The sequence below is a fragment of the Flavobacterium sp. CF108 genome (assembly GCF_900129795.1).
In the GTDB taxonomy this organism is placed as follows: domain Bacteria; phylum Bacteroidota; class Bacteroidia; order Flavobacteriales; family Flavobacteriaceae; genus Flavobacterium.
Map to the genome: position 1 here is coordinate 254,205 of NZ_FQWW01000004.1, position 22,069 is coordinate 276,273.

25 protein-coding genes are annotated in these 22,069 nt (G+C 33.0%); 12 read left to right on the forward strand and 13 right to left on the reverse strand.

The window, feature by feature from the left end; genetic code table 11:
- Nucleotides 1-5: 5 nt before the first annotated feature.
- Nucleotides 6-851 carry an AraC family transcriptional regulator gene (locus BUE10_RS12850; protein WP_073485654.1) on the reverse strand — a complete coding sequence of 282 codons (846 nt, stop codon included), beginning with the start codon at nucleotides 849-851 and terminating at the stop codon, nucleotides 6-8.
- Between the two features lie 96 nt (nucleotides 852-947).
- Here BUE10_RS12850 and BUE10_RS12855 point away from each other — a divergent pair, with 96 nt between their 5' ends.
- From BUE10_RS12855 to BUE10_RS12880, 6 genes are all read left to right on the forward strand, one after another.
- Entirely contained in the window at nucleotides 948-1,508 is a 561-nt protein-coding gene (locus BUE10_RS12855) for a short chain dehydrogenase (RefSeq protein ID WP_073485656.1), read from the forward strand.
- 10 nt (nucleotides 1,509-1,518) lie between these two features.
- Nucleotides 1,519-2,007, forward strand: a complete 489-nt coding sequence (locus BUE10_RS12860; protein ID WP_073485657.1) for a lipocalin-like domain-containing protein — start codon at nucleotides 1,519-1,521, stop codon at nucleotides 2,005-2,007.
- 120 nt (nucleotides 2,008-2,127) lie between these two features.
- On the forward strand, nucleotides 2,128-3,771 hold the full coding sequence (gene pgi, locus BUE10_RS12865; protein WP_073485659.1) for a glucose-6-phosphate isomerase: 1,644 nt from the start codon (nucleotides 2,128-2,130) through the stop codon (nucleotides 3,769-3,771).
- A 321-nt stretch (nucleotides 3,772-4,092) separates the two neighbouring features.
- Nucleotides 4,093-6,870 (forward strand): TonB-dependent receptor, encoded by a 2,778-nt coding sequence (locus BUE10_RS12870; protein ID WP_073485661.1) that lies wholly within the window; start codon nucleotides 4,093-4,095, stop codon nucleotides 6,868-6,870.
- Between the two features lie 107 nt (nucleotides 6,871-6,977).
- Nucleotides 6,978-7,400 (forward strand): hypothetical protein, encoded by a 423-nt coding sequence (locus BUE10_RS12875; RefSeq protein ID WP_073485663.1) that lies wholly within the window; start codon nucleotides 6,978-6,980, stop codon nucleotides 7,398-7,400.
- A 90-nt stretch (nucleotides 7,401-7,490) separates the two neighbouring features.
- Complete coding sequence (locus tag BUE10_RS12880) at nucleotides 7,491-7,979, forward strand: septal ring lytic transglycosylase RlpA family protein (protein WP_056208801.1); 489 nt, start codon at nucleotides 7,491-7,493, stop codon at nucleotides 7,977-7,979.
- Nucleotides 7,980-8,019: 40 nt separating this feature from the next.
- Here BUE10_RS12880 and BUE10_RS12885 read toward each other — a convergent pair whose 3' ends face one another.
- The gene (locus BUE10_RS12885; protein WP_073486125.1) at nucleotides 8,020-8,475 is read right to left on the reverse strand and encodes a DinB family protein; all 456 of its coding nucleotides are present in this window, start codon (nucleotides 8,473-8,475) and stop codon (nucleotides 8,020-8,022) included.
- Between the two features lie 80 nt (nucleotides 8,476-8,555).
- Between BUE10_RS12885 and BUE10_RS12890 the strand changes: the two genes are divergently transcribed.
- The 4 genes from BUE10_RS12890 to nadD all read left to right on the forward strand — a co-directional run bounded on the left by BUE10_RS12890 (nucleotide 8,556) and on the right by nadD (nucleotide 11,367).
- Entirely contained in the window at nucleotides 8,556-8,903 is a 348-nt protein-coding gene (locus BUE10_RS12890; protein WP_053473396.1) for an arsenate reductase family protein, read from the forward strand.
- Between the two features lie 200 nt (nucleotides 8,904-9,103).
- Entirely contained in the window at nucleotides 9,104-9,964 is an 861-nt protein-coding gene (locus BUE10_RS12895) for a YicC/YloC family endoribonuclease (RefSeq protein WP_073485665.1), read from the forward strand.
- Nucleotides 9,965-10,102: 138 nt separating this feature from the next.
- Nucleotides 10,103-10,675: a guanylate kinase gene (gmk, locus tag BUE10_RS12900; protein ID WP_056208811.1), complete on the forward strand. Its 573-nt coding sequence runs from the start codon at nucleotides 10,103-10,105 to the stop codon at nucleotides 10,673-10,675.
- 110 nt (nucleotides 10,676-10,785) lie between these two features.
- Nucleotides 10,786-11,367 (forward strand): nicotinate (nicotinamide) nucleotide adenylyltransferase, encoded by a 582-nt coding sequence (gene nadD / locus BUE10_RS12905; RefSeq protein ID WP_073485667.1) that lies wholly within the window; start codon nucleotides 10,786-10,788, stop codon nucleotides 11,365-11,367.
- Between the two features lie 136 nt (nucleotides 11,368-11,503).
- Here nadD and BUE10_RS12910 read toward each other — a convergent pair whose 3' ends face one another.
- The 11 genes from BUE10_RS12910 to BUE10_RS12960 form a co-directional block, all read right to left on the reverse strand.
- Nucleotides 11,504-12,973: a nicotinate phosphoribosyltransferase gene (locus BUE10_RS12910; protein WP_073485668.1), complete on the reverse strand. Its 1,470-nt coding sequence runs from the start codon at nucleotides 12,971-12,973 to the stop codon at nucleotides 11,504-11,506.
- Nucleotides 12,974-12,978: 5 nt separating this feature from the next.
- Entirely contained in the window at nucleotides 12,979-13,431 is a 453-nt protein-coding gene (locus BUE10_RS12915; RefSeq protein WP_073485670.1) for a nucleoside 2-deoxyribosyltransferase domain-containing protein, read from the reverse strand.
- Between the two features lie 2 nt (nucleotides 13,432-13,433).
- Nucleotides 13,434-14,165, reverse strand: coding sequence for a metallophosphoesterase family protein (locus BUE10_RS12920; protein ID WP_073485672.1), 732 nt, complete (start codon nucleotides 14,163-14,165; stop codon nucleotides 13,434-13,436).
- Nucleotides 14,162-14,710, reverse strand: a complete 549-nt coding sequence (locus BUE10_RS12925) for an RNA 2'-phosphotransferase (RefSeq protein ID WP_073485673.1) — start codon at nucleotides 14,708-14,710, stop codon at nucleotides 14,162-14,164. The genes BUE10_RS12920 and BUE10_RS12925 overlap by 4 nt, the downstream gene beginning before the upstream one ends.
- On the reverse strand, nucleotides 14,703-15,350 hold the full coding sequence (locus BUE10_RS12930; RefSeq protein WP_073485675.1) for a DUF4291 domain-containing protein: 648 nt from the start codon (nucleotides 15,348-15,350) through the stop codon (nucleotides 14,703-14,705). Before BUE10_RS12930 ends, BUE10_RS12925 begins: the two co-directional genes overlap by 8 nt.
- A 54-nt stretch (nucleotides 15,351-15,404) precedes the next feature.
- On the reverse strand, nucleotides 15,405-15,875 hold the full coding sequence (locus tag BUE10_RS12935; RefSeq protein WP_073485676.1) for a macro domain-containing protein: 471 nt from the start codon (nucleotides 15,873-15,875) through the stop codon (nucleotides 15,405-15,407).
- Nucleotides 15,876-15,988: 113 nt separating this feature from the next.
- Entirely contained in the window at nucleotides 15,989-16,516 is a 528-nt protein-coding gene (locus BUE10_RS12940) for an NADAR family protein (protein ID WP_073485678.1), read from the reverse strand.
- Nucleotides 16,513-17,346 (reverse strand): ribose-phosphate diphosphokinase, encoded by an 834-nt coding sequence (gene prs, locus BUE10_RS12945; RefSeq protein ID WP_073485680.1) that lies wholly within the window; start codon nucleotides 17,344-17,346, stop codon nucleotides 16,513-16,515. The genes BUE10_RS12940 and prs overlap by 4 nt, the downstream gene beginning before the upstream one ends.
- A 73-nt stretch (nucleotides 17,347-17,419) precedes the next feature.
- Complete coding sequence (locus BUE10_RS12950) at nucleotides 17,420-18,112, reverse strand: NUDIX hydrolase (RefSeq protein ID WP_073485682.1); 693 nt, start codon at nucleotides 18,110-18,112, stop codon at nucleotides 17,420-17,422.
- Between the two features lie 108 nt (nucleotides 18,113-18,220).
- Complete coding sequence (locus BUE10_RS12955; protein ID WP_073485683.1) at nucleotides 18,221-18,529, reverse strand: PKD domain-containing protein; 309 nt, start codon at nucleotides 18,527-18,529, stop codon at nucleotides 18,221-18,223.
- A 123-nt stretch (nucleotides 18,530-18,652) separates the two neighbouring features.
- A complete protein-coding gene (locus BUE10_RS12960; RefSeq protein ID WP_056208856.1) occupies nucleotides 18,653-19,558 on the reverse strand; it encodes a LysR family transcriptional regulator in 906 nt (301 codons plus the stop codon).
- 86 nt (nucleotides 19,559-19,644) lie between these two features.
- Here BUE10_RS12960 and BUE10_RS12965 point away from each other — a divergent pair, with 86 nt between their 5' ends.
- Nucleotides 19,645-20,406: a type 1 glutamine amidotransferase domain-containing protein gene (locus BUE10_RS12965; RefSeq protein ID WP_073485685.1), complete on the forward strand. Its 762-nt coding sequence runs from the start codon at nucleotides 19,645-19,647 to the stop codon at nucleotides 20,404-20,406.
- A 166-nt stretch (nucleotides 20,407-20,572) separates the two neighbouring features.
- A complete protein-coding gene (locus BUE10_RS12970) occupies nucleotides 20,573-21,730 on the forward strand; it encodes an iron-containing alcohol dehydrogenase (RefSeq protein WP_073485687.1) in 1,158 nt (385 codons plus the stop codon).
- Nucleotides 21,731-22,069 lie beyond the last annotated feature (339 nt).

The following is a 22,069-nucleotide window of genomic DNA, read 5'->3' on the forward strand; positions in this document are numbered from 1 at the left end:
TCGAATCATTTACAAAACTTCTTTCTAAACTCCGTAGGATTCATTCCTTTATGTTTTCTAAAAACTTTATTCAAATGACTTTCGTCGGAAAAATTTAATTCGTCGGCAATTTCGTTAATACGCATATCGCTGTTTAAAAGTCTGGCTTCAATCAATCTTAATTTATAGTTTACAATATATTCCTGTAGCGTTTCACCAGTTTGTTTCTTAAAATATTTCCCTAAATAATTCAGCGAAATATTAAAATGCTCGCTTACTCTTTCTGCTTTTAATTGTTTGGGATCGTAAATGTTTTCCTGAATATAATGCAGTATTTCCAAAACCATTTCTCCCGTAGTTTCTTTAATATTCTTCGGAAGTTTTAAAGCAATATTTCTCGCTACAATTGTAATTATAGTATTTACAATTTGTTCAATAATTTTTTGATGATAAATCTGCTGATTATTTAGTTCCTGAATTATACTTTCAATCAGCGAAGCAATTAAAGGTTTATCAATTGTGTTTTTTAGAATACAGCCGGGACGATGACTTGCATTTTGAAGAATATATTCCATTCGCAAAACAGTTTCACTTTGTCCGTTTTGAGAATTTGCCTTGATATAATATTCATTAAACCGAAGAAAAAAGAATTTTGTTTGTGTTGTAATTTCAAACGAATGAACATCTTGCGGCGTTACAAGAAACAGATTTCCCTTTCGATATTGGAATTTATTATCATTAATAACCTGAATTCCCGTTCCGTCAACCACATAAATCAATTCAAAGAAATTGTTTTTCCGAATAGTTTTCGGGAACTGTTCCAATTCTTTAAAATCAACTTCAAAAGGAAGATATAAATTCTTGTTTGTCATTAGGCTAAAATACAATTTTAGTACCAATTAGTACAATTTTAGACGAAAGCTAACCTCTTAATTTTGTTTCAGATAACAAATTAAAATCTATAAAAAATGAGAATACTTTTAATTGGAGCAAACGGGACAATTGGCAAAATACTAAATCCGGCTCTGGCAAAGAATCATGAAATTATTTCAGCAGGAAGAAACAGCGGTGATTTTAAAATCGATTTATCAAATTCAAAATCGATAGAAAAATTATTCGGCGAAGTCAAAAATATTGATTCGTGTATTTGTGTTGCCGGCGATTGTTATACAGGAGATTTGCATTCGCTTGACGAAGAAAAATTAAATATTGGTATTAAAAACAAATTGCTTGGGCAGATAAATCTGGTTTTAATTGGGCAAAAATATTTAAACGATAACGGATCATTTATATTGACTTCGGGAAAAATGGGCGATAAACCAGTGAAGAATAATATTAGTAAAGCAATTGTAAATGGCGGAATTAACAGTTTTGTGCTTTCGGCTTCGCTGGAATTAAAAAGAGGAATTAGAATAAATGCAATAAGTCCGGCAAAGGTTTCAGACATTCCGGCAGAAGATTTAATAAATGCTTATACAAAAAGTATTAAAGAAAATATAAATGGAGAAATTATTAAAGTAAACTATTAAAATTTTAAAGATGAAAAACACAACTTTCCTATTATTACTATTCATTTTAAATTCGGCTTTTGCGCAAAAAACGAAATCTGACTTTTTAGGTTCGTGGACTTTGGTTTCGGTTGAAAACAAAAATTCTGACGGAACAAAAACCCTTCCGTATGATGTAAATCCTAGAGGTGCTTTATTTTTTGATGAAAAAGGAAATTATGCCATTCAGATATATAAAAATGAAAGGTCTAAAATAATTTCGGGCGATAAAAACAAATGTACTCCCGAAGAAAATGCGGCAATTGTACAAGGAAGTAATTCGCACTTTGGAGAATATGAAATTGACGAAGCCAATAACATTATTACTTTCAAAATAAAAACCGCTTCGTTTCCAAACTGGGAAGGAACGACTCAAAAGCGATCTTATACTTTGATAAATAACGAACTTAAATATGTTGTAACCAATACAACGCAAGGAGGAAAATTAGTCACGGCAGAAGTGGTCTGGAAAAAATTATGATGCAGATTCATAAAACGTTTTCGCAACTAATTGTTATATAATCATGAAGCGTTACCCTTTTAAAAGTTATTTCAGTATTTTTGTGTTTCTAAAAAAAACAATCTCAATAATAAAATAAAAATGGCTTTAAACACAACAAACCCAACCGGGACTGAAGCGTGGAAAAATCTGCAAAACCACTATAACGCAATTCACGAAACTACGATACAAGAATTATTTCAGCAGGATAATGCTCGTGCTGAAAAATTCAACTTACAATGGAATGATTTTTTAGTTGATTATTCTAAAAACAATATTACGCCAGAAACGCTTTCTCTTTTATTAGAATTAGCAAATTCAATTGGATTAAAAGATGCAATCTCTCAATATTTTGGAGGAGAATTAATCAATCAAACTGAAAACAGAGCCGTTTTACATACCGCTTTGCGTGCTCCGGAATCGGCAGTTATTAAAGTTGATGGAGAAAACGTAATTCCAGAAGTTTATGAAGTAAAAAATAAAATCAAAAACTTTACAAACGAAGTTATTTCGGGAGAAAGAAAAGGTTTTACAGGAAAAGCTTTTACAGATATTGTAAATATTGGAATTGGTGGTTCTGACCTTGGTCCGGTTATGGCGGTTGAAGCTTTACAATTTTACAAAAATCACCTGAACACACATTTCGTTTCGAATGTTGATGGTGACCATGTAAACGAGATTATTAAAAAACTGAATCCTGAAACAACTTTATTTTTAATTGTTTCTAAAACTTTTACAACTCAGGAAACTTTATCAAATTCTGAAACTATTAGAGAATGGTTCTTGAAATCAGCTTCTCAGGAAGATGTTGCAAAACATTTTGTGGCGGTTTCAACTAACATTCAAAAAGTAACTGAATTTGGAATTAATCCAGACAACGTTTTCCCAATGTGGGACTGGGTTGGAGGAAGATTTTCTTTATGGAGTGCTGTTGGTTTAAGCATAGCCTTGGCAATTGGTTTTGATAATTACAACCAATTATTAGTAGGAGCAAATGAAACAGATGAGCATTTTAAATCGGCAGAATTTGACCAAAACATTCCAGTAATTTTAGCATTATTAAGCGTTTGGTATAACAATTTCTTTGGTGCCGAAAGTGAAGCTTTGATTCCTTACACACAATATTTATCAAAATTAGCTCCGTATTTGCAGCAGGCAACTATGGAAAGTAACGGAAAAAGTGTTGGCCGCGACGGAAAACCGGTTAATTACCAAACTGGAACAATTATTTGGGGAGAGCCGGGAACAAATTCGCAACACGCATTCTTCCAATTAATTCATCAGGGAACAAAAATAATCCCAACAGATTTTATTGGATTTGTAAAACCACTTTACGGAAACGAAGATCACCATAACAAATTGATGTCAAACTTTTTTGCTCAGACCGAAGCTTTATTAAATGGTAAAACCGAAGCACAAGTTCAGGCTGAATTTGATAAACAAGGTTTATCTGCAGACAAAGCTTCTTATTTACGACCATTTAAAGTTTTCACCGGAAACAAACCAACCAATACAATCTTGATTCAAAAATTAACCCCTAAATCTTTAGGTTCATTGATTGCTTTATATGAACACAAGATTTTTGTTCAGGGCGTTATCTGGAACATTTTTAGTTTTGATCAATGGGGAGTTGAATTGGGAAAACAATTAGCAAATTCAATTTTAGAAGAGATTAACTCTAAAACTGTTAAAAATCACGATAGCTCAACTTCATTTTTGCTAAACCACTTTTTGAAGAATAAATAAGAATAATTAAGAGCATTTTTCCTAACAATTTGTAACGCTTTGATTTGTAAAAATTAAGGCGTTTTTTCGTATAAATAAACCCTATATGGTCTGTTTTTTGCGAATAATTGCAAGTATAGCGCTACAGCACCACTTGAAATATTATTATTTTAACAAAATACAGGTATTTAAATTCAACAAAAGGTTGTTTTATTTAAAGAAAAAAGAAAATTTCATTTTAATGTGCAGCACAAACCGTAAAACTTATTTTTCTTAACATTTTGATAACATTATCTGATTTAATTGTTATAATTTTGCCAAAAACAATAAACTCAAGAACAAATGAAGAAAATGAAAAATTGGTTACTTACTGGACTATTTTTTATGATAGTTTCAACCGTATTTTCTCAAGGAAAAATTACTGGTACTGTTACAGATGGTACTGGTTCATTACCAGGGGCTAACGTTTTGATCAAAGGATCTAGCGCTGCCACTTCAACAGATTTTGATGGTAAATTTAGTATCGAATCTGCAACAAGTACAGGAGAAATCGTTATCTCTTACTTAGGTTATCAAAGCCAAACTGTAAAATTTACAGTAAATGGTTCTACAAATTTAGGAACAATCGTTTTAGCTTCAAATTCTAACGAATTATCAGAAATTGTTGTCAAAAGTACTACTGTAGATATTGCGAAAGACAGAAAAACACCTGTTGCAGTTTCTACAATTAAAGCCGCTGAAATTCAGGCGAAATTAGGAAATCAAGAGATTCCTGAAATGTTAAAAAGCACTCCATCTGTTTACGTAACTAAATCTGGTGGTGGTTTTGGAGATTCAAGAATTACAGTTCGTGGATTTAGCCAAAATAACGTTGCCGTAATGGTAAACGGTATGCCAGTTAACGATATGGAAAACGGAGCTGTATACTGGAGTAACTGGGCAGGTTTATCTGACGTTACTTCTTTCATTCAAGTACAAAGAGGTTTAGGATCTTCAAAATTAGCTATTGCTTCTGTTGGGGGTACTATGAACTACGTAACCAAAGCTTCAGATTTGAAACAAGGCGGTACTGTTGGTACTTCTTTTGGTAACGATAATTTCTTCAAATCTAACGTTTCTTACAATACAGGAAAATTAGACAGCGGATTCTCTGCTTCTGTTTTATATAGCCACACACAAGGTGATGGATACGTTGATGGAACTAAATTTAACGGAGATAACTACTATATAGCTCTTGGTTATACTACAAAAAATAACAAGCACGATTTCCAATTTACGGTTACTGGTGCTCCACAATGGCACGATCAAAGATCTACATTTATTACTATAGCTCAATACCAACAATATGGTACAGCTACTGATCCAAACATTAAATATAACTCTGATTGGGGTTATAAAGATGGACAAGAATTTAACATGGTAAGAAACTACTACCACAAACCAGTTGTTTCATTAAACTATGATTTCCAAATCAATGAAACTTCAAAATTATCAACTGTTGCTTACGTTTCTTTCGGACGTGGAGGAGGATCTAGAGGAGCAGGTGGTGCTGGAAACAATAATTATACTAGTGCTACATTTAGAACAGCAGATGGTTTAGTTGATTATGATAAAATCGTTCGTTGGAATACAGGGCAACAAGTTATCAGATTCAACAATACAGATAATGTTCGTGCAACAAATGGTACAACTGGTCAATTCCAGAATAGTTCTAATACAGGAAGAACTGGATCAGGAACAGCAACTTCTCCATATGTTTTCAACAATACTTCTGGTATTTCTCAAATATCTTCTGTTAACTCACACAACTGGTATGGAGCTATTATTAATTTCAACAAAAAATTCTCTGATCAATTAACTTGGGATTTAGGAGTTGACGTAAGAGGATACAAAGGTCTTCACTACCAAAACGTAAATAACCTTTTAGGAGCAGATGCATATATCGATAATTTTGATGTTAACAACCCAAATAGAACTTTATACGGTACGTATTCTACATACGCCGCTTGGAACGTATTTAAAGATACTGACAAAGAAGAAAAAATCAACTTCAACAATGATGGTGATGTAAGATGGTATGGTGGATTTACTCAATTAGAGTATTCTACTGATAAATTTACTGCATTTGTTCAAGGTGCGCTTTCTCAACAAGGTTTCAAAAGAGTTGATTATTTCAAATATGCGGCTGGAACTCCGTTAGCAAGTACAGATTACGAGAACATCTTAGGTGGTAACGTAAAAGGTGGTATTAACTACAACATCAACGAGCACCATAATGTATTTGTTAATTCAGGATACTATTCAAAACAGCCATTCTTTAATGCTGTTTACCCAAACAACGCTTCATTAGTAAATGGTAACTTAACAAATGAGAAAATCTTCGGTATTGAAGCTGGTTATGGTTTACGTACACAAATGTTTACTGCAAACTTAAACTTTTACCGTACTTCATGGAAAGACAGATACCAAAGACAAAATGACGGAGCTGCTGACAACCCTGGAGGTTACTTTGATTTCGCTGGAATTACAGAAATTCACTCAGGTATCGAGTTTGACGCTACTGCAAAAATTATTGACAAACTTACTCTTACTGGAATGTTTTCTATTGGAGATTGGAAATATGACGGAACAAGTACAAGTAACCGTTACGATTCAGGAAACAATCCTATTGGCGGAGGAACTCCTATAACATTATACCTTGACGGTGTAAGAGTTGGAGATGCTGCTCAAACAACTGCAGCGTTAGGAGCAATTTACGAAATCCTACCTCGTTTTACTGTTGATGCAAACTATTTCTACAATGATAAGTTATATGCTGCAATTTCTCCAGGAAACTTTACTTCTGCAACTAACAGAGGGTCATTACAATTACCTTCTTATGGTACAGCTGACGCTGGATTATCTTACAAATGGTTAGTTGGTAAAAACAAAGACAACTCAGTAGGTTTCAGATTAAACGTTAACAACGTTTTTGATTACACTTACATTGCTGAAGCTAAAACAAATATATTTGCAGCTGATGTTCCTACTGTTCCAACATACAAAGGTATTGCTACTACAAACCAAGTCTACTTCGGTTTTGGAAGAACTTGGAACTTTGCACTACGTTACGATTTCTAATATTTAGAATCTAAATAAATATCTAAAGCGGCATTGACTTTTAAGTTTAATGCCGCTTTTTTTTGACCAATTTTGCTATATTTGTTTGTAACAAAAAAACACAGTTTATGTACCCTTTTCTAAAACAACTACACTCTGGCTGGGCATATCTAGCGTTACTGCTTTTATTGTTTGCAGTAATAAACGCTGTTATTGGCTTGACTTCGAAAAAAGAATTTACAGCAAAAGACCGCAAAATATCTTTATTTGCCTTAATTGGAACGCATACTCAATTATTGATTGGATTAATCCTTTATTTTGTATCTCCATTAGGAAAAGATTCTTTTGGCCAAATGTCTAATGCCGCATTAAGATTAACATCATTAGAACATCCGCTTATTAATTTAATTGCTATAGTTTTAATAACTATTGGATGGTCAAAGCATAAAAAACTAATTAATAGTGAAGCTAAACACAAAACCTTTGCTATTTATTACGGATTAGGATTAATCCTTATTTTAAGTAGAATTCCGTGGAACCTTTGGTTCTAGAAAATACCAATTAAAGCCCTCCAAAAAAGGGCTTTTTTTATCTCGGCATATTATTTGTACAAACTCCCCAAGTCTGAAAAAAAATAAACCATGAGTAAAAAAAACTTTATACTTACCGCATTTGCAATAACTTTTTTGAGTTGTTTTACCTACGTAATAAGTCAAACAAAGCCAGTAATTGAGCCGAAAACCCCTCAGGACACTGTAAAAAATGCCAGACCAAACATTATTGCAATCCCAACTGATTCTGTATTTACAGACAACGGTTTAAAATTAAAACTATACAAAAAAACGGCACATGCTTCCTACTATGCAGACCGTTTTAATGGTAGAAAAACAGCTGACGGCAGCAGATTTAACAACAACAAATACACCGCCGCACACAAAAAACTTCCTTTTGGTACAAGAGTTAAAGTAACGAATGAAGCAAACGGAAAATTTGTAATTGTAAAAATAACGGATCGTGGCCCATTTGTAAAAACCCGTGAAATAGATCTTTCAAAACGAGCTTTTATGGAAATCACAAAGCACAAAGGTGCCGGAGCTATGAAAGTAACTATCGAAAGAATAATAGAATAAAAAAATCCCGTTCTGAAATTTCAGAACGGGATTTTCTTTTTTAGATAAATTTCTTAATACCCATTATGATTCCGGTATGAATTCCTTCGTGATAACTCACAAAATCTAATGCGTCCTGAACATTTTTGAGATCAAAACCCATACTGGTTGTGTATTGATTATAATTTTTAAAAACATTATCATTATAATCCTTTTCTGTTTGAAGTAAAGTTTTGGTAAGCAAATCTCTAATTTCATTCACTTCTTCCTGCGAAACATCTGCTTCCGGTTTTGTTCCTTTTGAATATTTGGCAATAAGTTCATCCGAAACCTGCAAAGGCAGACCTGATAATTTATAGACTAAAATTTGCTGCGAAGCGATACAATGTCCGATGTTCCAAATCAAATTATTTTTAAATCCGTCCGGGATTTTATTTAATTGTTCCAATGAATGATGGTCTAAAATTTTTACAAGGATTTCCCTAATAGTCTTTTGTGTTTCAAAAACTGAACTCATAATTTTATTTTTTTTTCTAAAATTAGACAATTTTAAGTTTCAAATGAATTTTCTTTGCACTCTAACAAATTCGAAAAAACATGAACAAAATATATTATTTAGCCTCTTGCGACACTTGCCGTAAAATCATTAAAAGTCTTCCTAAAAACAATTTGGTTTTTCATGATATCAAACAAGACCCAATTACCGAAGCAGAATTAGAAGAAATGTATAAACTTTCAGGAAGTTACGAAGCTTTATTCAGCAGAAAAGCACAGTTATACAAATCAATGGATTTAAAAAACAAATCGCTGACCGAAGCTGATTTTAAAAAATATATTCTGGAGCATTATACTTTTTTAAGCCGTCCGGTTTTTATTATTGATGGCAAAATTTACATTGGCAACAGTCAGAAAAATGTAGCTGAAGTTATTCAGGCTTTGAGCTAGTTTTTTTTCTGCCGCGAATTTCACGAATTTCCACGAATTTCATTTAAGCTTATTAAGTCTACAAACTGTGAAATTAATTTGTGGAAATTAGTGAAATTCGTGGCCAAAAAACTTTAAATACTGATATCCCTTACAGAATAGCATTTTACATCATAACACTGCAAACTTTTATTTATCTTTGCGCCTTTATACTCAATTATATGATACAATCTATGACAGGGTTTGGCAAAGCTTCTTTGCAATTGCCTACAAAAAAAATCACAGTCGAAGTAAAATCCTTAAACAGTAAAGGTTTAGATTTAAACGTAAGAATGCCGTCGGTTTACCGTGAAATGGAATTAGGTTTAAGAACCCAAATCTCAACAAGACTTGAAAGGGGAAAAATTGATTTTGCAATTTACATTGAAAGTACTGCAGAGCAAACTTCGACAAAAGTAAATGTGCCTGTTGTGAAAAATTATATAGCACAATTGAGAGAGGTTTATGCTGATGCTGATGAAACGGAATTAATGAAAATGGCAGTTCGTATGCCAGACACATTAAAAACAGAACGTGAAGAAATCGATGAAAATGACTGGGAGCAAATTCAGGTTATTATTGACGAGGCTTTACAAAACATTTTAAGTTTTAGAAAAGACGAAGGTGAATCTCTTGAAAAAGAATTTAATCTTCGAATTGGAAACATCCGCCAATATATGAATGATGCTTTAGCTCTTGATCCGGAACGCGTTCAGGCTATTAAAGATCGTTTGCAGACAGCAATTTCAGAATTACAGGTTAATGTTGATGAAAATCGCTTTGAACAGGAATTGATCTATTATCTTGAAAAATTAGATATTACAGAAGAAAAAGTTCGTTTAACGAATCATTTAGATTATTTCATCGAAACCTTAGGAGGAAGCGAAGCAAATGGTCGAAAATTAGGTTTTATTACCCAAGAAATGGGTCGTGAAATTAATACAATGGGTTCAAAATCAAATCATGCACAAATGCAGAAATTGGTTGTGATGATGAAGGATGAATTGGAGAAAATTAAAGAACAGGTTTTGAATGTTTTGTAATTGCTGTAAGCAATAAGCTTTAAGCATTAGGCTAAAGCAAAATAAAAACATCAAACTAAAAGCTTAAAGCGTACTGCCTAAAGCTTAAAGCATAAATAAAAGCTTAAAGCATATTGCCTAAAGCCTAAAGCATACATAATGAACAAAGGAAAATTAATTGTTTTTTCGGCACCTTCTGGATCAGGAAAAACAACTATCGTAAAACACTTATTAGGTCAAGAAGATTTAAATCTTGAATTTTCGATCTCTGCAGCTTCACGTGACCCGCGCGGAGAAGAAGTCCACGGAAAAGATTATTATTTTATTTCGTTAGAAGAATTCAAAAAACATATTAAAGCTGAAGATTTTCTGGAATGGGAAGAAGTTTACCGCGATAACTTTTACGGTACTTTAAAATCTGAAATTGAAAGAATCTGGGCTTTAGGGAAAAATGTAATTTTTGACATTGATGTTGCAGGTGGTTTACGTATTAAACATAAATTTCCGGAACAAACTTTAGCTGTTTTTGTAAAACCGCCAAGTGTGGACGAACTTAAACGCCGCTTAAAAGAGCGTTCTACAGAAAGCGACGATAAAATCAATATGCGTATTGCAAAAGCGTCTGTAGAATTAGCCACTGCGCCACAATTTGACGTGATTATCAAAAACTATGATTTACCAGTTGCTTTAGAAGAAGCGCATCAATTGGTTAAAGATTTTGTCTCTAAGTAATTTTATTCCGCAGAGATTCACAAAGAAAAAATCACAGAGATTCGCAGAGTTCTAATTAAACTTTGCGAATCTTTGTGTTATCTTAGCGAATCTCTGAGAAACTCTAAAAAATGAAAATAGGTCTTTATTTCGGAACATACAATCCTATTCATATTGGTCATTTGATCATTGCCAATCATATGGCCGAGTTTGCAGATTTAGATCAGATTTGGATGGTCGTTACGCCTCATAATCCGTTAAAAAAGAAAGCAACTTTGCTTGATGATCATCATCGTTTACAAATGGTTTATCTGGCAACTGAGGATTATCCGAAAATCAAACCTTCGGATATTGAGTTTAAATTACCGCAGCCGAATTATACCGTAATTACTTTAGCTCATTTACAGGAAAAACATCCAAATCATGAATTCTCTTTAATTATGGGAGAAGACAACTTGAAAACGTTTCATAAATGGAGAAACTACGAGGTAATTCTTGAAAATCATGATATTTATGTTTATCCGAGAATTTCTGATGAACCTGAAAATACAGAATTAAAATCGCACCCAAAAATTCATGTAATCGATGCGCCAATTGTAGAAATCTCTTCGACTTTTATTCGAAACAGCATTAAAGAAGGCAAAAATATTCAGCCTTTGCTGCCGCCAAAAGTTTGGGAATATATTGATCATAATAATTTTTATAAGAAATAATACTGTCATTGCGAGGAACGAAGCAATCTCGCTTGCTACGTCAATTAGTCTATTGCAGTGAGATTGCTTCGTTCCTCGCAATGACAAATAGAACACAATAAAAAAAACCTGAACTTACATTCAGGCTTTCTTGTTTTTATGCTTCAACGTTAACTTCAGTTTTTACTCGGTTTCGAATCTCACTTAGCGATTGATCAACTAAAAGTTTTCCATCTCTGAAAACCTCTTTCAATTCGCCTTGTTTTTCTTCTTCCCAAGAAACATTATCAGTTAAATGATACTTCCCGTCGATTAAATCAATTTTCATCAATCCTTTAGCCGATTTTTTAGTTCCGTCATCTGTAATCGGATCTTTGAAGATGGCTCTTCCCTCGCCTTTTACTTCTCCGTAAGTTGCTTTCATTGCAAATCCGAAAGTATCTCTTGTGTTATATTGATACGTAAAAGAACCAATTCCTAAAACTACGTTTGTAGATGCAAATCCTTTTTCTTTTAATCTTTCGCAAATTTGTGTCGCTCTTGCTACGGTAATACTGTCGCCATAAATTGCTCCAATTTGAGGAACCAATTCTTTAAATCCTTTGTTGTTTACAGATCCGCCAAAAACATCCCAAAGCAATTCGACAACACCTTTCTTTTCCTGTTCTGTTTTTCCGTTTGGATTTCCGCAGATAATATCAACCGGATCACCACTATCTGGACGAATTACTACTTTGCCTTCTCTAGAAACAATATCTTCTCTTAAACGCGGTAAATAATCGGTTAAAACCTTCCATAAATCCCAAGTATCAGAAACGATAGAAACAATTCCTTTTGGATACACTTCTGTAATTAATCTTTTGAAAGTTTCATATTCGCCTTCGGTAGTTCCCATACACATTACAGAATGTTCTGTAGCGGCTACTGAGCCTGCAACTAATTCTGAATCAGAATTGGCTTTGTAATATTCTTCTAAAAAATCAATTGCCGGAATTGTATCTGATCCTGTAAAACTTAATAAATGTCCGGCTGCAGAAGTTACTGCTGCTTCGATTCCGCCCATTCCGCGCATAGAGAAATCGTGCGCCTGCCAATCTACAAATTCAGGAACAGAAGAAGTTTCATCTGCATATTTATCCAATACTTTTCTATATTCTTTTGCAATTGTTGCAGAGTTACAAGGAAGCCAGATTACTGCTGAAAGTAATGTTTCGAAATAATTCGTAAGCCAGAAAAATTCCGGAATTGTATTGTACATAGTAAACATTGGAACTCGCAATGGAACACTTGCCCCTTCTGGCAAAGCTTTAAAAACCATCGGAATATATCCTAAATCATGTAAATCTTCGATATGTTTTGTTCCAACTTGGTTTTCGCCTAAATAGTTATTGATTCTTCTAGAATATTTCTTAACTACTTCTTCTTTTGGCTGTTTGAAGAAATATTGTTCAAAATCGTGAATGATATATTTTTTGATGAAATACTGCAATCCAAAAAACACAACTTCATCAAGATCTTCAATTCTTGATTTACGAGGCGTCCAGTTAGAATAAACTAAAGTGGTATTATCTGGGTATTGTCTTCTGTGGTCAACTTTGTAACCGTCGGTTAATAATAATGGGTTCATATATTTTAATTTAATAAATTTTGAATTAACTCTTCTAAAGTTTTAAATTGTTCTACCGAATATCTTTCGCATACAATATCAATATTTCCTTTACGCCAGAAATTTTCTTCGACAACTACTTTCATTTTATGCGATTGTGCATAAAGTCCAAACTCCAGTAATGATATTGGTGACATTGTATCTCCTGCAAAATACATGATAATAATATCTGCTCTTTCAAGGGCCTGAAGTTCCCAGCTTACCTGTTCTTTAAAATGAATATTTTCTATGGTTTGCGACCAGCTGCTGTCCCACTCGTTTCTTCTTGGATTAAAAATAACGAATTGATCTTGCAGCAATTCTTCACATCTTTTCTGCCAGTTAATAGCTTTATCCATCTCTATAGAACCTGCTAAGAAAACGGTTTTTAAATCAATTTGCAAAGGAATTTCTTCTGGTGCTTTATAAATTTTCTTCATGGCTATTTATTTCTTCCTTTTTCAGCTGGATAAAACGTTTGTACAACATCACTCTGCCAAAACTCCTTTGTTTCAACATCAATACAAGTTAATTTTCCATAAAAACCTACTCCGGTATCAATATTCCACACATTACAGCCTTGCATTGGCACTTCAACATTATAATGAAGTGTTGGTGTATGACCAATATAAATTTCATTATAAAGTAATAATCTTTTTGGGTACGAAAGCGAATCTTTCTGGATTCTCTTGTCCATTGTCAAAGCCATTTCCCAAAGTGTTCTGTCCCAAGAATAGTTTGTTTTGTAATGTTCTTTTTCTGGTCCGTGCATGGATGAAAAACCAGCGTGAATAAACAAATTATTATTTTCATCTACAAAGTAATCTTTCATAGCATTGAAAAAATGGCTGTGCTTTTCTTTTTCTAAAAACTCAATATCGGCATAACTTTCTATAGTCGATTTTCCTCCGTGCAAAAACCAAATATCGTTTATGATATCTTTTTCTAACCATTCCTGACACCAGGCATCATGATTTCCTTTTATAAAAATGCATTCTTGCTTTTGGGATAAATCTATAAGAAAATCAATTAATTGTTTTGATTCGCTCCAGCCATCGACATAATCCCCCAGAAAAATAAATCTATCATTTTGGGAATAATTAATTCTTTCTAATAACTGAATTAAGGCTTTTAATCCGCCGTGAATATCTCCAAAAACTAAAGTTCTTTTCATGATTTGAATTCGATATACTTTGCCGGGACTTCATCTGTAAGCCAAACGTTATTTTCAGACAAATAAAATTTAAATCCGTCTCTGTGCATTTCACCGCTTCTAACGGTTAAAATTTGAGGGACTCCGCGTCTGCTTCCTACTTTTATTGCCGTTTCTTTGTCTTTGGAAAGATGTACATACTGACGACTCATTTTTTTTAAACCTTCTTTCTGGATGTTTTCCATAAACTTTCCAACGGTTCCGTGATATAAATATTCTGAAGGTTCTGTTTCGGCTAAATTCAATTCAACTGAAATGGAATGTCCCTGACTTGCACGGATTTTGGTTTCATCTTCGTTATAAGCAAAGCGTTTTTTATCATTGTTTTCTACAACATAATCTAAAAGAACTTTATCTAACCTATTTCCCTTTTGAGAACATTTCAAAATTAATTCTTCTACATCTGCCCAGCCATTTTCATCTAGTTTTAATCCGATTTTTTCCGGTGAATGTCTAAGTACTAAACTTAGAAATTTACTTACTGTTTTTGCTGTTTGTTCATTCATGATTTCCAGAAATTTTTAATTTTTTATTCAATTCCTCATCTTGAAAAACCAAAGGCTTCTCGGCAGGAATCAACAGATTTTCCAATTGCTTTTTCTGAACAAACTCATATTGTTCTTGTACAAAACCTGAAATATCTTCAATTAACAGAATATCTTCTTTGGTAAAAGATTTAATAAAATCGTCTCTTAAACCAATTTGTATTGCTCTTCTTTCTAATTTTCCTCCGTAAGGATCATGATCTGGATCCCATTGCAATCTTACCGAAGATGTTTTTACTTCTGTCTGCCATTCTTCATAACTTTTCCCAAGTGACGAATCGTGGGTAGAATAAACTGCATTTTGCAAATATTTTTGAAATGCACCTATTTTAAGATGAATTGCTAAAACTACTTCTTGTCCTTCTTTAGTTCCCCAACCGTTTCGATACATCATCCAAAGGAAATTTGGTTTAATCCATGTCATTCTTTCCAGACTGAATGCTCCTCCAAAAAACTGATTCTTTGCGGCAAATTCGCCTATTTCTTTTCTGTACGACTGATATACAATTATTTCTTTATCATCGTATTGAGCCATTATATGATAACCTGATTTTGGCCATTCTTTTATTTGCTCGTTATATTTTTTTAATTCTATTTTCATTTTTTAAATACACAATCTAATATTGTGTGTTTTTATTCTTAATTATTTTATGATTTAAAAGTCATATACAACGACTTCAACATCATTACTCGAAAGAGTTTTGAGAATAATTGGTTCAATCATTTCCCATTTTCCACCTGCTAATCCACAACCAATTCTTGGCATGTGAATACTTGCATTATTCTCTTTTGCAAAAAGTGAGATACTTTCTAATCCATTTTTGATAGCATTATATCGAATTGGAGCCCCTCCGTTTTCATCTTTATTGATTTTATGCTGACCAATTAAATTCGCTACCCATAAATCTTCTTCTACCTGAACAAACTGAACTTTTCCCAATTCAAATTCATCTTTAGATTTAAACCATTCTCTATATTGGTTTTCTGGTTCTTTCCATCTTTTTGAAATTGCCATTACAAACCCTTTTCCCCATCCGCCAATATCATTGCAAACGTGTACAATTATTTTGTTTCCTAATGTTTGCGGCGATGTTGCATCTCCTTTTATATATTGAATATCTTTCATTTTATATCTATTTTAATCAAACGTTCCTACGGAACGTAAATACAATTGGGCAATATTTTATTCTACCGATGAAATGTTCCTATGGAACATCTTTGATATTCCATAATTTAAACCTATTTCAATTCATCCCTAACTTCCGTCAAAGCAAAACCCAAAAGATTCAATCCCTGCCATTTTTCAGGATTTGAAGCATTTGTATGATCACTTGCCATTCCGATTCCCCAAATGGGATCAACCGGACTTGCTTCAACTAAAACCCGATCTTTTGTATTTAATAAAAATGTTTTTAAATCCCGATTCTGACTGAACTTATGATAATTTCCTTGCTTTACAATCTCGTATCGGTTTTCTAACCAAAGTTTGTCATCATAATTTTTAACTTCTCTCCCTAACTTTTTGGCTTCGGCTGGAGAATCTGCTGCTAGAATTTTTTCTAAGATTTCTTCATCCTGAAACAATTCTGCTTTTTTTGCCATCATCCAGTGTTCGGCTGTTTTATAGGTCACTTTTTCAACTTTAAAAGAACTTAACCACCATTGACTGAAACAGGTTTTGGTAATTTTTCCGTCTTTATTAGCCTGATGTCCCCAGAAAAATAAAAACTTACTTTCTGGAACTATATCTTGAATATTGTATTTCATATTAATTGATCTAATTTGATTTGGAAAACTCTTTCATCATCAAAATCTTTGAAAGAGTTAGTGGTGAAGATTTTATCAAAGCAATCCAAAACTTCAAAACCTTTATTGAAAATTCCGTGGCTTACCGCTAAGTATAATTTTCCGGCATTTTTCTTTTTTAATTCTTCGGCAAGTCCAACAAAAGTTCCGCCGCCGTCGCAAATGTCATCTACAATTAAACAGTCAATTCCATTTAAATCATCTTCATAAACTTTAAAACCAGATAATTTACCTGTTTTTACGTCTCGGCTTTTACTGCATTCTACCACATCAATTCCGCCTAAAAATTCAGAAACTTTGTAGATTTTCTTTAAAGCTCCTCCATCTGGAGAAATTAATTTTACGTTTTCACCAATGATTTTTAAAATCTGCTGAATAAAGGTATGGTTCGGAATTACAGTACAATTGTTTACCAAAGCCGGAGTAACTTCAGAATGTGCATCAAAAACAAAAACTTTGTTCAACTGAAGTCCGTTTATAATATCAGCATACACTTTTACAGATAATGGTTCGCCGGGAATCATAACACGATCTTGTCTTGCAGCCGGGAAATACGGAATAAACAAATCGATGATTTTAACGTCCATTCTGCGTAAAGCATCAACTGTAATACACAACAAACCTAAATCGTTGAAAGAGTTTAATCTGTGTGTAATTGTTATTTTTTGATTGCTGTCAAAATCGGGATTAATTTTTATATGTGGTTCTCCTCCAGAAAATGTAAAACTTTGAAATTTGATTTCTTCCTGATTTTGGAAAGGAGCGAATTTTGGGTCGAGATTTAGTATCATGGTTTTTAGTTTGCGTTAATTATACGCAAATGTAAAATTAAATTTTAAATAAACAATTTATTTTGTGTAAAAATTACGCAAACTTTATTTCGAAGTGAAACCCTTTCGTGATTAATTCGTTATATTTCAACTTATTAAACTTAAAAAGTTTAGCCGGGCGGCCTGTTTTAATTGGTGAAAATTTTTCTGTTTCTTCTAAAAAACCATAGCTGAGGATTTTTTTTCTGAAGTTTCGCCGGTCAATTTCTTTTTCTAAAATAGTGCAGTAAAGGTTTTCAAGATCTGAAAATAAGAATTCTTCGGGAAGTAAATCAAAACCGATTGGTTCGTAAGTTAATTTTGATTTTAATCTGGAAATTGCTTTTTCGAGTATTAAATTATGATCAAAAGCCAAAGCCGGAATTTCATCTATTTTGCACCATTGTACTTTTTCGGCATCGGTACTCGCTTTGATGTCTAAATTTGAAGCGTCGACCAAAGCATAATAAGCAACAGAAATTACACGATTTCTGGAGTCCCTGTAAATATCGTCCCCAAAAGTGTATAATTGTTCCATAAAAGTCAACTGTACGTTTGTTTCTTCGTGCAGTTCCCGAATAACGGCATCGCTCAAAGATTCAGAATTTTGAACCAAACCGCCTGGTAAAGCCCAATATTTTTCTGAAGTTCCAAATTGTTGTTCAATCAATAACACATATAAATCATTGTTTTTGTATCCAAAAACAATTGCATCGACAGCAATTCTAATATTTTGTAAATTTTCCATAATCCTAAATCATATCAAACAAATATAACGAATGAGAGCCAATTTTATAATCTAATGCACAAGCATAAATTATAAAATTGACTCTCAATAAGTATAAACGTTTATTTTTTAGTTAACCACAATATCTTTCTTTGGACTCACGGTACAGCTTTCAATCGTAACATCTGCCTTAACTTCAAAAGTTCCCGCTGCGCTGTAAGTATGTGAAGTCGTTAATCCCGTTTCGGTTACCGCTGGGCTTCCATCACCAAAAGTCCACTTTACTTTAGATATCGTCTTACTTCCGGCATATTGAATTGAATAATTTATTTTCTTTGAATTACCCGCATCGACTGTATGTTTCAATTCTACAAGAATCGATTCTCCAAAACAATCTACTATTTCCTCGTCATCATGCTTACTGCAAGAAAAACTCAAAAAAGCTATAATAACAACTGCAAAAATTCTTTTAATTTTTTACATAAGTCATTGATTTTGTATTTGTTATGACACAAAAACAAATCTTTTTCCCATAAAAACATAAAAGAGAGAAGTTAGTTTTTACATTCTATTACCATAAAACAATTTTAGTTCTTTAGAAATAATTTCGAAAAACGAATTCAAATTATTGTTTTTTGGCGTCAGCAGATATACAAATTCCTCAGGAACATGAAAACTGTTCCAAACTAATTGCAGCTTATTTTGCTTAATATAATTTCTTGCATTGCAATTCCAGGTCACTGCGATTCCTTCATTTTCAGCCAAAAGTTTAAGCATTTCAGATTCTGAAGGAATAATATAATTAGGAACCATTGATGGTCTTTTTTTATTAAAGGCATGCAGCCAGAATAATTTTATGTGCGGAATTCGCGCATCATGACTATACCATTTTTGTGCATTCAGCCATTGTTCAATTTCCGTAAAATTATCGGCTTTTAATCTTTGGCGGAATTCAGTTATGTCTAAACTTGTCGGCGCAACCATTATCAGTTTAATTTTTCCAACAATTTCATAAGTAGTATCAAACGTATCAAACCTTTTTGTAGTAATGGCAAAATCAAGTTTTTTCGAATTAACCAATTCAAAAAGTTCGTCGTTTTCTGCAAAAGTAAAATCGATTAAATCAAACTTAGAAATTAAAAGATTACCAATACAATCGAAAAGATTTTTTGAAACTCCAACAGAAATTAATCGGTTGGCATCTTCAGCTTTAGCTCTAAAACCTGTTTCAACACTTTCAAGTCTGTCGAGTGCATCTATAATTAAATTATTCAGTAACTTAGCGTATTCGGTTGGCTCAACTCCTTTTGATTTCCGATTAAACAATTTATTCCCTACATGAGCCTCGAGCATAGAAATCTGCTGACTTACTGCAGGCTGGCTCATAAATAATTCTTTTGCGGCAACTGAAAAATTGCCGTTTTTGTAAACTGCTTTAAAAGTTCTGTACCATTCTAGATTAACCATGATATAAATTTGTTTATAGCAAACATAGTTTATTTTATTTTTACTAATATCACTTTCCGCGTAAATTTGTTAAAAATTTTAATCACATGAAAAAAATAACATTATTCGCAATAATTGCATTTGCCGCTGCAGGTGTTTCTGCTGTCGCACAAAAATCAAATAAAAAAGGGATGAAAAAAGTATTATTTGTTGTTACCAGCAACGATAAGCTGGGCAATACCGGAGAAAAGACAGGATTCTGGTCTGAAGAATTTGCTGCTCCTTATTATGAATTATTAGATAAGGGAATTGAAATTACAATTGCTTCTCCGCTTGGAGGGCAGCCGCCAATTGATCCAAAAAGTGCAGATCCTTCATCGGCAACAGAAGACACAAAACGTTTTGACGCTGATAAAGCTTTACAGGAAAAATTAAAAAACACGCTAAAGCTATCAACTGTTAATCAAAAAGATTACGACGCTGTTTTTTATCCTGGTGGGCACGGTCCGCTTTGGGATTTAGTTCAAGACAAAAACTCAATTGCTTTAATCGAAGATTTCTATACACATAAAAAACCTATAGCTTTTGTATGTCACGCTCCGGCTGTTTTAAAAAATGTGAAAGTAAAAGGTGAATATTTAGTAAAAGGTAAAAAAGTTACCGGATTTACAAATGCAGAAGAAGAAGCGGTTGGATTAACTAAAGTTGTTCCGTTTTTATTAGAAGATGCTTTAGCATCAAACGGAGCAATTTTTTCTAAAGGAGCAAACTGGCAGCCGTATGCTGTTGAAGATGGTCTTTTAATTACAGGCCAAAATCCGGCATCATCAAAATTAGTAGCTGGAAAATTGTTAGAAAAATTAAACTAAGGTGCTAAGATACTAAGTTGCTAAGGTTCTAAGATTTTAGCAACTTATCGTTTAAAGCTTAATTAAAAGAATAAATAACTAAAGAGATGCTAAATACTAAGATATTAAGTTTGAAAAAAAACTTAGCCCCTTAGAAACTTAGCATCTTAGAAACTCAAAAAAAATCATGCTAAACTTTGAATTATACAATCCGACAAATTTAATTTTCGGAAAAGGACAAATTGAAAAACTTTCGACTTTAATTCCAAAAGATGCTAAAATCCTTTTGGCTTATGGCGGTGGAAGTATTTTTAAAAATGGTGTTTACGATCAGGTAATCGCAAACTTAAAAGGTTTTGAAATTGTTGAATTTGGAGGAATTGAACCAAATCCGCATTTTGAAACTTTAATGAAAGCTGTTGAAGTTATCAAAGCAGAGAAAATTAATTTTATCCTTGCCGTGGGCGGAGGATCTGTAATTGATGGTGTGAAATTTATTTCGGCAGCCGTTAATTTCGAAGGAAATCCAATTGACATTTTACAAAAAAGAATTCTGATTAAAGAAAACGCTGTACCATTTGGAACTGTTTTAACGCTTCCTGCAACGGGAAGTGAAATGAATTCAGGATCTGTGGTTACAATCGAAGCTACACAAGAAAAACTGGCTTTTGGCGGAAGCGCTTTATTTCCAAAATTTTCTATCTGCGATCCAACAGTAATTGAATCTTTACCAAAAAGACAAATTCAAAATGGTGTTGTAGATGCTTTCACGCACGTAATGGAGCAATATTTAACGTATCCGCACGAAGGTTTTCTTCAAGACAGAATCGCCGAAGGAATTTTGCAGACTTTAATTGAGGTTGGTCCAAAAGTGGTTGAAAATCCAAATGATTATGCTTTGGCTTCGAACTTTATGTGGAGCTGTACAATGGCATTAAACGGATTAATTCAAAAAGGTGTTCCAAGTGATTGGGCAACGCATATGATTGGTCACGAATTAACGGCTCTTTACGGAATTGACCATGCGAGAACTTTGGCAATTATCGGCCCAAGTTTATACAACGTAATGTTTGAAACTAAAAAAGGAAAATTAGCGCAATACGGAAGACGTATTTTCAACCTTTCTGGTTCTGATGACGAAGTGGCAAAAGAAGCTATCAATAAAACAGTTGAGTTTTTCCATACAATGGGAATGGACACAAAACTTTCTCAATACACAGATGATTATACCAAAACTGCAGATTTTATCGTAAATCGTTTCGATGAAAGAGGCTGGAAAGGTTTAGGCGAAAATCAATTGGTAACTTTAGATAAAGTAAAATCTATTGTAGAGCTTAGTTACTAGATAAATTCCAAAATTTAAAAATTCCAAATTCCAATAGCATACTTAATTATTGGAATTTGGAATTTTTTATTTAAAATATAAATCTCATTATAATATCAACAACTTGGAATTTGGAATTTCTAAAATTGGAATTTGTATTTAACTAAAAAAGGCGTTCTTAACAAGTTTAGGAACGCCTTTTCAAAATACTAAAACAAAACTAACTAACTCAATTCTTGATAAATTCATTAAATTCTAATTTACAATTAGTTACAACGCACGTTTTTATCCTTTATTGCATACCTGTTAAAAATATTTTTTATTTTATCCAAACATGCTGAAAACCATTGAAATTAAAGA

Excerpts from the sequence above, each read along its gene's own strand:
- BUE10_RS12915 (WP_073485670.1), bottom strand. The coding sequence starts at position 13,431 with ATGAAGAAAATTTATAAAGCACCAGAAGAAATTCCTTTGCAAATTGAT.
- BUE10_RS12875 (WP_073485663.1), top strand. The coding sequence starts at position 6,978 with ATGTACCCTTTTCTAAAACAACTACACTCTGGCTGGGCATATCTAGCG.
- BUE10_RS12855 (WP_073485656.1), top strand. The coding sequence starts at position 948 with ATGAGAATACTTTTAATTGGAGCAAACGGGACAATTGGCAAAATACTA.
- BUE10_RS12925 (WP_073485673.1), bottom strand. The coding sequence starts at position 14,710 with ATGAATGAACAAACAGCAAAAACAGTAAGTAAATTTCTAAGTTTAGTA.
- BUE10_RS12950 (WP_073485682.1), bottom strand. The coding sequence starts at position 18,112 with ATGGAAAATTTACAAAATATTAGAATTGCTGTCGATGCAATTGTTTTT.
- BUE10_RS12880 (WP_056208801.1), top strand. The coding sequence starts at position 7,491 with ATGAGTAAAAAAAACTTTATACTTACCGCATTTGCAATAACTTTTTTG.
- BUE10_RS12885 (WP_073486125.1), bottom strand. The coding sequence starts at position 8,475 with ATGAGTTCAGTTTTTGAAACACAAAAGACTATTAGGGAAATCCTTGTA.
- BUE10_RS12890 (WP_053473396.1), top strand. The coding sequence starts at position 8,556 with ATGAACAAAATATATTATTTAGCCTCTTGCGACACTTGCCGTAAAATC.
- BUE10_RS12895 (WP_073485665.1), top strand. The coding sequence starts at position 9,104 with ATGATACAATCTATGACAGGGTTTGGCAAAGCTTCTTTGCAATTGCCT.
- pgi (WP_073485659.1), top strand. The coding sequence starts at position 2,128 with ATGGCTTTAAACACAACAAACCCAACCGGGACTGAAGCGTGGAAAAAT.
- BUE10_RS12940 (WP_073485678.1), bottom strand. The coding sequence starts at position 16,516 with ATGAAATACAATATTCAAGATATAGTTCCAGAAAGTAAGTTTTTATTT.
- BUE10_RS12960 (WP_056208856.1), bottom strand. The coding sequence starts at position 19,558 with ATGGTTAATCTAGAATGGTACAGAACTTTTAAAGCAGTTTACAAAAAC.
- BUE10_RS12850 (WP_073485654.1), bottom strand. The coding sequence starts at position 851 with ATGACAAACAAGAATTTATATCTTCCTTTTGAAGTTGATTTTAAAGAA.
- BUE10_RS12910 (WP_073485668.1), bottom strand. The coding sequence starts at position 12,973 with ATGAACCCATTATTATTAACCGACGGTTACAAAGTTGACCACAGAAGA.
- gmk (WP_056208811.1), top strand. The coding sequence starts at position 10,103 with ATGAACAAAGGAAAATTAATTGTTTTTTCGGCACCTTCTGGATCAGGA.
- prs (WP_073485680.1), bottom strand. The coding sequence starts at position 17,346 with ATGATACTAAATCTCGACCCAAAATTCGCTCCTTTCCAAAATCAGGAA.
- BUE10_RS12860 (WP_073485657.1), top strand. The coding sequence starts at position 1,519 with ATGAAAAACACAACTTTCCTATTATTACTATTCATTTTAAATTCGGCT.
- BUE10_RS12920 (WP_073485672.1), bottom strand. The coding sequence starts at position 14,165 with ATGAAAAGAACTTTAGTTTTTGGAGATATTCACGGCGGATTAAAAGCC.
- BUE10_RS12930 (WP_073485675.1), bottom strand. The coding sequence starts at position 15,350 with ATGAAAATAGAATTAAAAAAATATAACGAGCAAATAAAAGAATGGCCA.
- BUE10_RS12935 (WP_073485676.1), bottom strand. The coding sequence starts at position 15,875 with ATGAAAGATATTCAATATATAAAAGGAGATGCAACATCGCCGCAAACA.
- BUE10_RS12970 (WP_073485687.1), top strand. The coding sequence starts at position 20,573 with ATGCTAAACTTTGAATTATACAATCCGACAAATTTAATTTTCGGAAAA.
- BUE10_RS12870 (WP_073485661.1), top strand. The coding sequence starts at position 4,093 with ATGAAGAAAATGAAAAATTGGTTACTTACTGGACTATTTTTTATGATA.
- nadD (WP_073485667.1), top strand. The coding sequence starts at position 10,786 with ATGAAAATAGGTCTTTATTTCGGAACATACAATCCTATTCATATTGGT.
- BUE10_RS12965 (WP_073485685.1), top strand. The coding sequence starts at position 19,645 with ATGAAAAAAATAACATTATTCGCAATAATTGCATTTGCCGCTGCAGGT.